At 58.2% G+C, this 13,305-nt stretch carries 10 protein-coding genes and 1 pseudogene; 3 read left to right on the top strand and 8 right to left on the bottom strand.

All coding sequences use genetic code 11. The features are described 5' to 3' along the window. Nucleotides 1–116: 116 nt before the first annotated feature. Both nuoL and nuoK read right to left on the bottom strand, forming a co-directional pair. Nucleotides 117–2,066, bottom strand: a complete 1,950-nt coding sequence (nuoL, locus tag GKZ67_RS02495) for an NADH-quinone oxidoreductase subunit L (protein WP_173241002.1) — start codon at nt 2,064–2,066, stop codon at nt 117–119. 60 nt (nt 2,067–2,126) lie between these two features. Beyond that, the gene (nuoK, locus tag GKZ67_RS02490) at nt 2,127–2,465 is read right to left on the bottom strand and encodes an NADH-quinone oxidoreductase subunit NuoK (protein WP_173241001.1); all 339 of its coding nucleotides are present in this window, start codon (nt 2,463–2,465) and stop codon (nt 2,127–2,129) included. Nucleotides 2,466–2,675: 210 nt separating this feature from the next. Here nuoK and GKZ67_RS02485 point away from each other — a divergent pair, with 210 nt between their 5' ends. After that, the gene (locus GKZ67_RS02485; RefSeq protein WP_229725462.1) at nt 2,676–3,254 is read left to right on the top strand and encodes an RNA polymerase sigma factor; all 579 of its coding nucleotides are present in this window, start codon (nt 2,676–2,678) and stop codon (nt 3,252–3,254) included. 101 nt (nt 3,255–3,355) lie between these two features. Continuing rightward, nucleotides 3,356–3,733, top strand: a complete 378-nt coding sequence (locus GKZ67_RS02480) for a hypothetical protein (RefSeq protein WP_217278670.1) — start codon at nt 3,356–3,358, stop codon at nt 3,731–3,733. Between the two features lie 72 nt (nt 3,734–3,805). Here the strand turns inward: GKZ67_RS02480 and GKZ67_RS02475 are convergent, their stop codons facing one another. From GKZ67_RS02475 to mutL, 5 genes and pseudogenes are all read right to left on the bottom strand, one after another. Continuing rightward, nucleotides 3,806–4,705: a rhomboid family protein gene (locus tag GKZ67_RS02475; RefSeq protein ID WP_173241000.1), complete on the bottom strand. Its 900-nt coding sequence runs from the start codon at nt 4,703–4,705 to the stop codon at nt 3,806–3,808. Nucleotides 4,706–4,717: 12 nt separating this feature from the next. Continuing rightward, entirely contained in the window at nt 4,718–5,293 is a 576-nt protein-coding gene (locus GKZ67_RS02470) for a rhomboid family intramembrane serine protease (RefSeq protein ID WP_254245019.1), read from the bottom strand. Next, the gene (locus tag GKZ67_RS02465) at nt 5,245–5,523 is read right to left on the bottom strand and encodes a hypothetical protein (protein ID WP_173240998.1); all 279 of its coding nucleotides are present in this window, start codon (nt 5,521–5,523) and stop codon (nt 5,245–5,247) included. Before GKZ67_RS02465 ends, GKZ67_RS02470 begins: the two co-directional genes overlap by 49 nt. Nucleotides 5,524–5,571: 48 nt before the next feature. Beyond that, on the bottom strand, nt 5,572–6,129 hold the full coding sequence (locus GKZ67_RS02460) for a hypothetical protein (RefSeq protein WP_173240997.1): 558 nt from the start codon (nt 6,127–6,129) through the stop codon (nt 5,572–5,574). Between the two features lie 387 nt (nt 6,130–6,516). Beyond that, nucleotides 6,517–7,543 (bottom strand): annotated as a pseudogene (gene mutL, locus GKZ67_RS02455) (DNA mismatch repair endonuclease MutL); the annotation flags it as partial. 269 nt (nt 7,544–7,812) lie between these two features. Between mutL and GKZ67_RS02450 the strand changes: the two are divergent. Then, complete coding sequence (locus tag GKZ67_RS02450) at nt 7,813–10,809, top strand: glycoside hydrolase family 3 N-terminal domain-containing protein (protein ID WP_173240995.1); 2,997 nt, start codon at nt 7,813–7,815, stop codon at nt 10,807–10,809. Nucleotides 10,810–11,398: 589 nt separating this feature from the next. Here GKZ67_RS02450 and GKZ67_RS02445 read toward each other — a convergent pair. Beyond that, nucleotides 11,399–13,291, bottom strand: coding sequence for a M1 family metallopeptidase (locus GKZ67_RS02445; RefSeq protein ID WP_254245018.1), 1,893 nt, complete (start codon nt 13,289–13,291; stop codon nt 11,399–11,401). Between the last annotated feature and the right edge of the window lie 14 nt (nt 13,292–13,305).

Here is a 13,305-nt window from a genome sequence, read left to right as displayed (position 1 = left end):
GCATGAGCAAAGCATCAGGCGCACATTGCCGGGCTAATGACCCGGTCAACAAAAGCAAGATACTTCCCTCACGCAGCCTGACGTTCAATAGTACGCCAGAACGCCCGATTTATCGCTTATAAGCGGCTAAAATTCAGGCCCAGAATCAGCACAATGCCGAGCACCATCAGAATCAGATAGGTTTCGACCGAGCCGGTCTGCACGTTGCGCAGCAGCTGGCCGCCGGCCAGCGTTACGCGGCCCACGCCATTGGCAATGGGGTCGATAATACCGTTTTCGACAAACTTATACAAGCCGGTCGAAAGGGCCATTACCGGCTTCACGATGAGGCTGTCGTACAGCTCGTCAATATAGTATTTATTATATATAAGGCTTTCGGGGGCCGAGCGCTGGGCGTCGTCCTCGGCCGGGCGCTGGGCGCGGGCTACGTACTGCACATAGGCCAGCACAATGCCTGCCACGGCTACCAGCACCGAAATGCCCATCAGCATAAGCTCGGTGCCATGCTCAGGCTCGGTGGTAAAGGCGGCGGGCAGAATCTGCCTTGAATACGTAAAAATTGGGGCCAGGTAATCGGCCAGGTAGTGCTTGCCCACGAACATCGGCGCGCCCATGAAGCCGCCCACGGCCGAGAGAATCGCCAGCACAATCAGCGGCAGCGTCATGCTGGCCGGCGACTCGTGCAGGTGGTGGCGCTGCTCCTCAGTGCCCCGGAACTCGCCGAAGAAGGTCAGGAACAGCAGCCGGAACATGTAGAAGGCGGTCAGAAACGAGGTAAAAACGCCGATGGCCCACATCACCTTGCTGTGCTCATACACGTGGCTCAGAATCTCATCTTTCGAGAAGAAGCCCGCGAAGGGCGGAATACCCGAGATGGCCAGGCAGCCGATAAGCATAGTCAGGAACGTGATGGGCAGCGCCTTACGCAGGCCACCCATGCGGCGCATGTCCTGCTCGTTGCTCATGGCATGAATGACCGAGCCGGCACCCAGAAAAAGCAGTGCCTTAAAGAAGGCATGGGTGAGCACGTGGAAAAACGACGACGTATAGCCCATTACGCCCAGCGCCAGGAACATATAGCCCAGCTGCGATACCGTAGAGTAAGCCAGCACTTTCTTTATATCGTTCTGCGCCAGACCGATAGTAGCGGCAAACAGCGCCGTAGCCAGCCCAATAATGCCAACTACCTCCAGCGTCTGCGGGGCCAGGGTGAACAGCACGTTGGCGCGCAGCACGAGGTAGATACCGGCCGTGACCATGGTAGCGGCGTGGATGAGCGCCGAAACGGGCGTGGGGCCGGCCATAGCGTCGGGCAGCCAGGTGTAGAGCGGTAGCTGCGCCGACTTACCCATCGCGCCCACGAAGAGCAGCAGTGTGATGGCCGTGCAAACGCCTACTCCATAATTACCAAACTGGCTCAGATGCGCCTTCTGGAACACCTCACCGTATTGTACTGAGTTAAAAGTCAGATAGATAAGAAAGATACCCAACAAAAAGCCCAGGTCGCCGATGCGGTTGATGATGAAGGCTTTCTTAGCGGCGTTGTTGTAGCTGGTATTCTTATTCCAGAAGCCAATGAGCAGGTACGAGCACAGCCCTACTCCCTCCCAGCCGATGAAGAGGATAACAAAGTTGGCCCCCAGCACCAGAATCAGCATACTGAACACGAACAGATTAAGAAAGCTAAAGAACTTTCCCACGTTCTCGTCGTGGTGCATATAGCCGATGCTGTAGATATGGATGAGCGTGCCCACGCCCGTTATCAGCAGCAGCATGAGCAGGCTCAGCTGGTCAATCTGGTAGCTGAACGGAATTTGCAGCGAGCCCACCGAAATCCAGTCGAACAGGCTGACGGTATACTGGTACTTGAAATTGACAAACAAGAATACTGACAGCAGGAACGACCCCAGCACGGTAAGCGTGCCCAGCGCCCCGGCCACGGTGCCTGACAACCGCTTGTTCAGCAAGCCATTAACCAGAAAGCCCAGAAAAGGCAGCCCCGGAATGAGCAGGTACAGCAGCGTAGAAAAAGGTGCCGTAGCACCAGGGAGAACAGTTTCTTGCATAGTAAACTAACTAAACTAGACGCTTGTCATTGGGAGCTTGCGAAGCAATGACAGGCAGTTTTATCCTTTAAGCCGGTTAAGCAGGTTGACGTCAGTATTCTGGAAGTTGCGGTAAATCATGACGATAATGCCCAACCCAACCGCAACTTCGGCAGCCGCTACGGCCATGATAAAGAACACAAATATCTGGCCGTTGGGGTCGGCCCGGTAGGCGGCAAAGGCCGTCAGCAGGACGTTCACGGCATTAAGCATCAGCTCGATGCACATGAAAATGATAATGGCGTTGCGCCGGATGAGCACCCCCGTAACGCCGATGCAGAAAAGCGCGGTGGCGAAAAACACGTAGTACTGCAACGGCACTTCGTGAATGACGGCGGGAACGATGGAAGCGTTGGTCATGGCAATAATGCTGCGGAATAGCCGGCCGGGGCCGGCTTAGCGGGCAAAGTTAGGGCCGTAGCGTGGACTCTGCGAGTCCGCGCGTGGATGTTTTAAGAGTTGGTACGCGCGGACTCGCAGAGTCCACGCTACTTTTCCGTAAAATATTGGCGAGTGTGCCACGTCTGCTTGGCCACAATGGAAGCACTTGCCCTCCCCCTTTCCGCCCTCATGACCACCGCCGCCGGCCAGGACCAGCAGATACAGACGGCGGTGCGCGAGCAGCGCGGTCGTTTGCTGCGGTTTATTGAGCGGCGCGTGCCCGACCCGGCCGAGGCCGAAGACATTCTGCAGGATGTCTTTGCCGAGCTGGTTGAAAGCTACCGGCTACTCAAGCCCGTGGAGCAGGCGGCAGCCTGGCTTTTCCGGGTAGCCCGCAACCGCATTATCGACCGCTACCGCCGCGTACCGGCCCAGCGCACGGTGTCGCTGGATGCGCCGCTGGGCGTGGCCGATGGCGACGAGCCGGCCCGCCTGCTGCAAGACGTGCTGCCCGCGCCCGACGACTCGCCCGAAAACCGGCTGCTGCGCGAAACCATCATGGATGCGCTTACCGATGCCCTGGCCGAGCTGCCCGCCGAGCAGCGCCAGGTGTTTGTATGGCACGAGCTGGAAGACAAGTCATTTAATGAGATGGTGGCCGAAACCGGCGTGCCGCTCAAAACCCTCATCTCGCGCAAGCACTACGCCGTGAAGCACCTGCGCAAGCGCCTGCAAAAACTCTACGACGAGCTATTTGATAATGGCTAATAGATTAATAGTCAATTCTTAATGGTTGCTTTTTTTTGAAAAAGCCCATTCCATTGACTACTGACAATTAACCATTAACCATTAAAAAACTAATCATTACTATGAACCGCTCCTTCTGGCTGAAAAAAGCCGTTAAATTCGTTTTTGCGGCGGCCCTCTTTATGACTGTGGCCGTGTACGTTACCATGAGTCTGTGGAACTGGCTCGTGCCGCTGATTTTTCACCTGCCGCTGCTCAATTTCTGGCAAACGCTGGGCTTGCTGGTGCTCAGTCGCATCCTGTTTGGGGGCTTCGGCCGCGGGGGCCGGGGCGGCTGGGCACGGGGCCGCGCCTGGAAGCGCCAGATGGTGCAGCGCATGGAAGCCTTTTCGCCCGAAGAGCGCGAGAAGTTCCGCCAGCAGATGCGCAGCCGCTGCGCGGGTTCGTGGGGCCGCCCACCGGCGCCGGCGGAGACGACGGCCGGCCCGGCTGCCTACTAGCTTTTTTCCACGTGTTCCAGCAAAAAGGCCGTCGAATCGACGGCCTTTTTCTTTACCTATAGCTAGCGCTGCTTATTGCTGACTGGCCCGGAACAGCTTCTGCTTTTCCTCTTTCGAGAGGCTTTCATAGCCGGAGCGCGATATCTTATCCAGAATAAGGTCGACTTCCTCGGGCGGAGTGGCGCCGGGGCCGCCGGCCTTGGCAGCCGCGGCCGGGCGGCCCACAGTGGCCGGGCTGCGGTGCGTTACCTTCATGGCGGGGCGGGCCTGAAACAAGCGGCTTAGCCAGCTCCCGGTGGCTACTACCGGCCGGCCGAGGTCGCGCCCGGCCTTCAGCTGCTTCACAAACAGGAAGCCCAGCAGCGCCCCGCCCAGGTGCGTGATTTCGCCGCCGGGGTTGCCGCCGTTGATGCCGGCCAACGAAATCAGAATAACGGCTACCGCTATCCACTTGATTTTGACTGCCCCCAGTATAAAAAGCATGAACGTGTAATCGGGCAGTAGCGTAGCCGCCGCCACAATAATGGCCGTAACCGAGGCCGAGGCCCCAATGACCGGCAGCCCGAGCGCCGGCTGAAAAACGGGCAGAAAATTAAAGGCCAGCAGAAAAAAGACGGCCCCGGCCAACGCCCCCAGTATGTAAAGGCTTACCAGGCGACGGTCGCCCAGATACTCCCGAATAATCTGCCCGAACCAATAGAGATTAAGCATATTAAACAGAATATGAAAGAAATCCTGGTGCATAAACGCATAAGTCAGCAGCGTCCAGGGGTGGCGCAGCAGCACGGGGATGCTGGATGAAAGCTCAAGCTGCCGTCTAAGGAGCTCGTACGTGCCGTCGGCCTGCGATATGTGCAAGACGGCCCGGATGATAATCATGACTGCGAATACCAGCCCATTGATGATAATGAGCTGGTTTAGCGCGTTATCGCGGCGCGTAAAGGCCTCGCGGATATCCTGGGTCAAATTCATAGAAGCACAGATTTAGTAAAAGCGGCTCCGGCCGCTTTCCCAGAATTTAAGAATAATAAACCCAATCAGCAGCCCGCCGATGTGGGCAAAATGCGCCACGTTGTCGCCGGGCGACTGGTGTACGCCGCTGTACAGCTCGTACAAGCCGTAGAAAAACACGAAATACTTGGCTTTGATAGGAAAGGGAAAGAACAGCAGCATCAGCTCGGTATTCGGAAACAAATAAGCAAAGGCAAACAGCACTCCAAACAAGGCCCCCGAAGCTCCCAGCATTCCGCTGCGGGGCGAGTCGTGCACTGCTTCGTAGACCTGCCTGACGTGCTGCACGATAGCCTGCTGGAGCTCCTGGTCGTTGGGATTACGCTCCAGCGCCGCGGCGGCGGTGGCATCTTCGGGCTGTTTGAAGCCGCTTTGCTCCATAAACTGGTCGTAGTCGCCGGCACTTGGGCTGCGCACAAAATCGGTATATGCCACTTCCAGCTTGTGCAGCTCGTAGGTTCGTACGCCTTCGTAGAGCACGCCGGCTCCGACCCCGCACATCAGCCAGAAAGCCAGGAAGCGCTGCCCGCCCCAGCGCTGCTCCAGCATGGGGCCAAAGGAGATAAGGCCAAACATGTTCGCAATGATATGCCCCAGCTCAGCGGGTCGTGCAGAAACATGTAGGTGAAGAACTGCCAGAAATGAAAATACGGCGACCCCAGCGGATACAGGCTTCCCAGCTCAGTAATAGACGGATTGAGCCGCAGATTTACCTGAAGCAGGTAAATCACAATGTTAGCCAGCAACAGGTTGCGGACGGTAGGCGTGAGATTGAACATAGAGTGAGTGCTGGGCGACCGGAAGCCGCAAAGTTCGCACGGCGCTGCTTACGCGCCCGCTTTGCGGAAAAAGCTGGCCAGCTGCTCGCCGTCGAGCAGCACCACGGTGGGGCGGCCGTCGGGCGTGTAGTTGGGCACCTGGCAGGCGAAAAGCTTGTCAACCAGGGCATTCAGCTCTACGTCGGGCAGGCGGGGCTGGCTGGTAGCCTGGGCCACGCGGCGGGCCAGGGCCCGAACCAACGCCTCGCGGCGGTCAAGGCGCAACGGGGCCGCTCCGCTGCGAAACTGCTCAATCAGCCCTTCGAGCAGCTCTTTTTCGCCCTGCGCAGGCAGGTCGGCGGGTACTGCCTCCACGGCGATGGTGAGCGGCCCAAACTCGGCAAAGCGAAAGCCCAGCAGGTGCAGCGAGGGCGTCAGCTCGCTGAGCACGGCGTAATCGGCGGGCGAGAACGTGAGCGGGCGCGGAAAAAGCAGCGTTTGCGAGTGCCCGGCGCCCTTTTGCTGCCCGGCCGCGTACTGCTCGTAGAGAATGCGCTCACGGGCGGCCTCCTGGTCGATGAGCATCAGGCCCGACTTCACGGCCAGCAGCACGTAGCGGGCCAGCACCTGCGTGGCGCGCGGGTTGTGGCCGCTGCCAGGGCCGGGGGGGCCACCGGCTGCGGGCGCGGGTTTTCGGCCGGGACCGGGTGTGTAAAAGGCAGCTCAGGCAGCGGGGCAACTGCCGGCTCGGCCGGCACTTCGGCTTCGGCCGGGCGCACGGGCTGGCCCAGCTCGCGATAAAAGGCCTCCAGCTCGCGGCGGGCCTGCTCGGTGGGCCGCGGGGGCAGCGGGCGCTCTTCGGGGCTGCGCTTAGGCCCCGCGCGGCGGCCGCTACGGAAGCGGCCAGCGCATCGGGGTTGAACTCGACTGCGCGCGCGGGCGCGGGCAGGGCGGCCCCTCCACTCCCAAACGAATTACCGCCGGTCGAGGTACGCAGCGGGCGAATAGGGGCAAAGTTCACGTCGCCCTCAAAGTCGAGCGAGGGTGTGAGGCTGTGCAACCCCAGGGCCTGCCGCACGGCGGCGCGTACCACGGCATACACCGTTTTTTCGTCCTCAAACTTTATCTCCGTCTTGGTCGGGTGCACATTGATGTCAATGGCCTTGGGGTCGAGCTCCAGAAACAGCACATAAAACGGGTGCGTATCGCGGGCCAGCAGGCCCTCGTAAGCCGACAGCACCGCATGGTTGAGGTAAGCCGAGCGAATAAAGCGGTTGTTGACGAAGAAGAACTGGTCGCCCCGGCTTTTTTTAGATGATTCGGGTTTGCCTATATAACCCTTTACCGTTATAAAAGGCGTAACTTCCTCGCAGCCGGCCAGCTGCTCTTTGTAGGTATTGCCCAGCAGCGCCACAATGCGCTGGCTCAGCTTGGCGGCGGGCAGGTTGAATACCTCCAGGTCGTTTTGATATAGCGAAAATGCTATGTGCGGATTGGCCAGCGCCAGGTGTTGAAACTCATCCAGGATGTGCCGCATCTCGACGGCATTGCTTTTCAGGAAATTGCGGCGGGCTGGCACGTTAAAAAAAAGATTCTTAACCGCGATGCTCGTGCCGTCGGGGCAGGCCGTGGGCGTCTGGCTCGTCACCTGTGAGCCTTCTACCAGCAGCAGTGTGCCGGTATCCTGGCCGGGTTGCTTGGTGCGAATCTCAACCTGCGCTACGGCCGCAATGCTGGCCAGCGCCTCACCCCGAAAGCCCAGCGTGCGAATCCGAAATAAATCTTCGGTCGAGCGAATTTTACTGGTAGCGTGGCGCTCCAGACTCATGCGGGCGTCGGTGGCCGACATGCCCGAGCCGTTGTCTACCACCTGCACGAGCTGCTTACCGGCCTCCTTCACAATCAGCTGCACCGACGTAGCACCCGCGTCTACGGCGTTTTCGAGCAGCTCCTTTACCACCGAGGCGGGGCGCTGCACTACCTCGCCAGCAGCAATCTGGTTGGCGAGGTACTCGGGCAGAAGTTGAATGATATCGGGCATAAGAGGGTTGGCGAACCAGATAATCCGCCAGTTTTAACTTCGGCGGCGGGCAATCAGGCAGCAGAACAGACGGATTTCATCTGGCGCTACTGGGCTTATGCCTACCTTTGCGGCCAATTTGGGCAAGCCGCCCGGCTTCACTACGGTCAGCAAGGAGTTCCTTTTCTAAGGAACCGCCAAGGCTGGCCGGGGGTTCCGGGTGAGTTCACCAGCAAAAGTAGGCCGGTAGGGCTACCCTTTCCACCTTTAAAATTTCCCATCCTGGGCTGATGCGCGTCGATTTCCGGTTTCTGTTTCTGGGATTGCTGCTGGGTATCACCGGGTTGCTGCTGGGTTTTTCGGAGCCCCGAAAAGCGCTGCCCGACCCTTTGCCAAACAGCCCGGCCGAGCAGCAATGGGTTGACAGCGTGTTTAACGCGCTCACGCCCGACCAGCGCCTGGGCCAGTTTTTCATGGTGGCCGCGTATTCTAACCGCGAAAAAGCCCACGCCGACCGCATCGAGCGGCTCGTGCGCAACCAGGGCATCGGCGGGGTGATGTTTTTGCAGGGTGGCCCCAAGCGCCAGGTCATTATGACCAATCGCCTGCAGGCAGCCGCTAAAGTGCCGCTGCTCATTGCCACCGACGCCGAGTGGGGCCTCGACATGCGCCTCGACTCTACCACGCACTTTGCCAAGCAGATGACGCTGGGCGCGATGGACGACGATAAGCTGGTGTACCAGATGGGCCGCAACCTGGCCCGCAAGCTGCGGGCGCTGGGCGTGCATATCAACTTCGCGCCGGTGGTCGACGTGAACTCCAACCCCGGCAACCCGGTCATCGGCAACCGCTCGTTTGGCGAAAACCAGGACCGCGTGGCGGCGCTGGGCGTGCAGTACGTCAAGGGCTTGCAGGACCAGCGGGTGATTGCCGTGGCCAAGCACTTTCCCGGCCACGGCGATACCGATACCGACTCGCACGTAGCCCTGCCGGTAATCAATACCGACCTGGCCCGGCTGGAGAAAGTTGATTTAGTGCCCTTTCAGAAGTCGTTTGAGGCGGGCGTGCTGGGCGTGATGGTGGCGCACCTCTACATGCCGCTCTTCGACACCACCAACGCCAAAACCACTACGCTTTCCAAGGCGCTGGTTACGGGCCTGCTGCAAGAGAAGATGGGCTTTAAAGGCCTCATTTTCACCGATGCGCTGAATATGCGCAGCGTGAGCAGGCTCTACAAAGACGGGGAGCTGGACGCCCTGGCCCTGGCCGCCGGCAACGACGTGCTGCTGTTTTCGGAAGACGTACCCGCGGCGCTTACTCGCATTAAAGAGGCCGTGGCGGCTGGCAAGCTTCAGCAGGCCGACCTCGACCTGCGGGTAAAAAAGATTCTGCGCGCCAAATACTGGGCGGGGCTTAATCACTACAAGCCGGCCAACGCCCTGACCCTGCGCGACAGCCTGAACCTGCCGGAAACGCGGGTGCTGTCGCAAACGATTTTCGAGCACGCCGTGACGGTGGTCAAAAACGACGACAAGCTCCTCCCCTTTCAGCGGCTCGATACCCTGCGGATTGCGGCTATTACCATCGGTACGCCGCCGGAAGGGCCCTACGCCACCATCTTCAACAAATATCAGCCGGGCCCTATATACGCCGTGCCCGACCGCTATGCGCCCGATTCAACCTTTAGCCGTATTGAGGCCCGGCTCGGCGATGCCAACGTGGTAGTAGTGAGCCTGCACCAGATGAATAACACGCCCAGCCATAGCTATGGCCTGGGCGACGGAGCACTGAAATTCCTGAAAAACCTGCAGGCTAATAAGCGCCGCAAAACGGTGGTGGTGGCCATGGGCAACGCCTACGGCCTCAAATACTTGGAAGGCGCCCGCACGCTCGTTTGTGGCTATGAAGACCACTACGCTGCTCAGATTGTAGTACCGCAGATTTTGTTTGGGGCGCTGCCGGCGCGGGGCAAGCTGCCCGTTACGGTGTCGGAAACGCTGAAAATCGGGACCGGCCTGGCTACGCCCGAGCTGCACCGCCTGCGCTACGGCGCGCCCGAGCGTGAGGGCCTCGACTCTAAAATTATGGCGCAGATTGACCACATTGCCCTCGAAAGCATTGTGACTGCTGCCACGCCCGGCTGCCAGGTGCTCATCGCCAAAAACGGCACGGTGGTATTTGACCAGAGCTACGGCTACGGCACCTACGACCAAAGCCAGCCCGTAACCAACAGCACCCTCTACGACCTGGCCTCGGTAACGAAAGTGGCCGGCACCCTGCAGGCCGTGATGTACCTCAAAGACCAGGGCCGCCTCAACCTTGACGAGCGGGTAGCTACCTACCTGCCCGAGATGCAGCGCACCAACAAGCGCGAGATGACCGTGCGCGAGGTGCTGCTGCACCAGGCCGGCCTCAAGCCCGGTATCCCGACCTGGGAGCGCACCGTGCACGATGGCACCCTCAAGCCAAGCTACTATGCGCCCCTGCGCACCGACGATTTTCCCAACGAGGTGGCACCCGGCGAATATTCCATTAAAACCGCCGACGACTCGGTATGGACCTGGACGCTGCGCTCGCAGCTGCTGCCCAAGGTAAAAGGCAAGTACCCGGTAGAATACTCCGACCTCAGCTTCATCATTATGAAGCGGCTGTGCGAAAAGATATTAGGTGAGCCGTTGGCCGAGTTTCTGCCCAAGGAGTTTTATAAGCCGCTGGGCCTGGGCAGCATGACGTATAATCCGCTCACGCGCTTTCCCAAGAGCTGCATTGCGCCCACGGAGAACGACACGTACTACCGCCACAAGCAGCTGCAAGGCACCGTGCATGACCAGACTGCCGCGCTGGTAGGTGGCGTGGGTGGCCACGCCGGCCTGTTTGCCACCGCCAACGACCTGGCTGTGCTCATGCAGATGGACCTGCAAAATGGCAGCTACGGGGGCAATAAATACTTCCAGAACGCGGTGGTGAGCGAGTTTTCGCGCCCTCAGGTGGCGGGCAACAAGCGAGGGCTGGGCTGGGACCGCGGCGACCCCAGTAAGCCCGAGGGCCCTACCAGCCGGCTGGCACCGGCCAGCACGTTCGGGCACACCGGCTTCACGGGCACCTGCGTGTGGCTCGACCCGGATAATCAGATTCTCTACGTCTTCCTCTCCAACCGCGTGTACCCCGACGCGGGCAACATTAAGCTGCGTACGTATAATATTCGTACTCGCATTCAGGAAGTTATCTATAAGGCAATGGCCCAAAACCAGGCCGAGCATGTGGGTAGCACTGCTGGTGGGCAGTAGCAGAAGCTATTCCTGAATAGATTGAGTCACGCCGCGCTAGCCTCGCGTCAGCATAAAATATATTATTTACTGGCCCCAGTTCCACATGTAAGTATGCTCCTCCACCTAAGCTCACTTGCATGGTAGTGATTTTTGGATAACTAACGGCGTTTATCTTTAGCAGACGATTTGAGTGGCCACCTCTAGGTCCAGCACAACCTACCCATCCTAGCCGGAAAAAACCATCATCATTTGTTATTGCAGTTTTTATTTCGCATAGATTCTCAAAACCAAAACAGCCGTAAGTGGCTTGAATTAAAGCTCCTTTTATAGGCTTATAACTGACAGCGTCCACAATCCTTCCTTGGGCATAGGTGGCAATAGTATCAAAATATGTGAAAGTACCGGACACAATCCGGCAGTTTTTCAGTCTAAACTCTTGCGTCTGAAAAGGTGGGGGTATTGCGGGCGTGTTGGGAGCTACTTGCTGCCCCAACTCCTTTCTTACCTGATTTGTGTACCAATTTACTTGTGCGCTACTCGCAGCAGGACAGCCTAGCAGCAGTAGGCAAAATAAATATACCTGCTTCATTCTATCTAAAATCAGTCCTTACTGCGTGGCCATCCACACATTATCAGCGGGGTAGCTATCGGGCACGTAGAGGCTGCCAAGCACGACTTTACTGATGGCGTGGTCGTTGGTTACGGGTATGATGACACTGCGGGCGCCATTTTGCCACACTTCTATTGTGCGGTGAATAGCTTCCGTGCTGCCATTGTCGAAGGTTATGGTAAGGTCGATGGGAACCGGCTTGGTTCCTTTGGCCGTAATTACGATTTCGGCGGCGCTGTCGGTAGGGTCCTTCACACTCGTGATAGCCAAGTCGGGGTAGCCGCCCTCAAAAAACCAGCGTTGCCAGAACCAATTGAGGTTCTGGCCCGCGCCGGTGTTCATCGAATAAAAGAAATCGTAGGGCATCGGGTGCTTGCCGTGCCAGTTGCGGATGTAGGTGTGCAGGGCTTTCGTAAACAGTTCCTCACCAAGCAGGTCCTTGACGTACAGGTAACCCAGCGCCGGCTTCGGGTAGGAATTCAGGAAGAAGGGCACCCCGGCCTGCTGGGTAGTCAGCGTAACGATGGGCAGGTCGTCCTCGGTATCGGCGGCCCGGCTGTAAGCTTGCATACCATAGTCGTCGACGAAGCCGGGCTTGATAATGGGCGAAATCAGCCATTCACCGATAGTTGCCCAGCCTTCATCCATCCAGCCATACTTCGTTTCATTGATGCCCATGTAAAACGGAAACATCGTGTGAAAAATCTCGTGGTCGGTAAGCGTAATGCCCGCCTCACGGGTCGAGGTGGGGTTATCGTTGGCCATCATCGGGTATTCCATCTGGTCGAGACCTTCGAATACCGTTTCGTGATTATAGGGGAAAGGCCACTTGGGGAAGGTGTAGCTCATGGTTTCCACCGTTTTGCGGCCAAACTTGGCCACTTCCTCAAAATCGTCGTGCTTTGGGTTGTACACCGCGTCGATGCGGGTCCGGCGTTTGGTAGCGGGGTCTACTACGAGGCTGGTCGCATCCCACACGTAGTGGTCGGAAGTAGCAAAAACGAAGTCTGTGACGTTGCGCGCATCAAAGTGCCAGGTGTTGTAGCCGTTAGAAGCCGTGGCATCGTGCAGGCGCACTTCGGCGCTGTCGATAATGCTGGTGATGCCGTCCTTTTTCTCGGCAGTGCGCAGGCGGGTCAGGTACTTTTTAGTCAGCACCTGCTCAGCATTGGTGAGGTCGCCGGTGGCCCAGACCAGAAAGTTGCGCGGCACCGTAATATCGGCCGCAAAGTGGCAAAAGTCGTTGTAGAATTCCTGCGCGCCCGTATAAGGTATCTTATTCCAGCCATCTATATCATCATATACGGCTATTCTAGGAAAAAAGTAAGCCACGAATGCTACCCCCGGCGCTACCTCGCCCGTGCGCTGGTGCGAGCCTTTATTAAGAATATAAGAATAGGTGATGGCTACCTGCGCCGTTTGCTTCGGGCCGATAGCCCGGCGCAGCGGTACGGTCAGGTTAGTATTATCGAAGACGAGGCGACTGGGGTCCACCACCTGACCATTGATGGTCATCTGCACTATTTTGACGCCGTCGCCCAAGTCTTCCGGCGCAAAGTGCCCGGTGCGGGGTGAGCCGTGCTGGTACAGATTGGGATAGAGCTTGAACCACAGCTGCCGCAACGAATCAGGGCTGTTATTTTGATAGGCGATGGCCACTGTGCCGGCCAGCAGGCGCGTGGCGGGGTCAAAATTTACTTTGATAGTATAGTTGGCGGTATTCTGCCAATACTTTGGGCCCGGCTGGCCGGTGGGCGTACGGGTACCTTTATCGTAAGTAGCGCGCAGGTTGCGGGGCATTGGCAGCGGGGCCTGAGCCATGCCGGCCGAATAAGTCAGGGCCAGCAGCAGCAACAGCGGCAGGCGATAAAATACGCAAATCGTTTTCAAAAAAGCAAGCTAAA

The organism is Hymenobacter sp. BRD67 (assembly GCF_013256425.1).
In the GTDB taxonomy this organism is placed as follows: Bacteria; Bacteroidota; Bacteroidia; order Cytophagales; family Hymenobacteraceae; genus Hymenobacter.
Note: the sequence above shows the minus strand (reverse complement) of the source record. Positions and strands in the feature narration are given on the sequence as shown.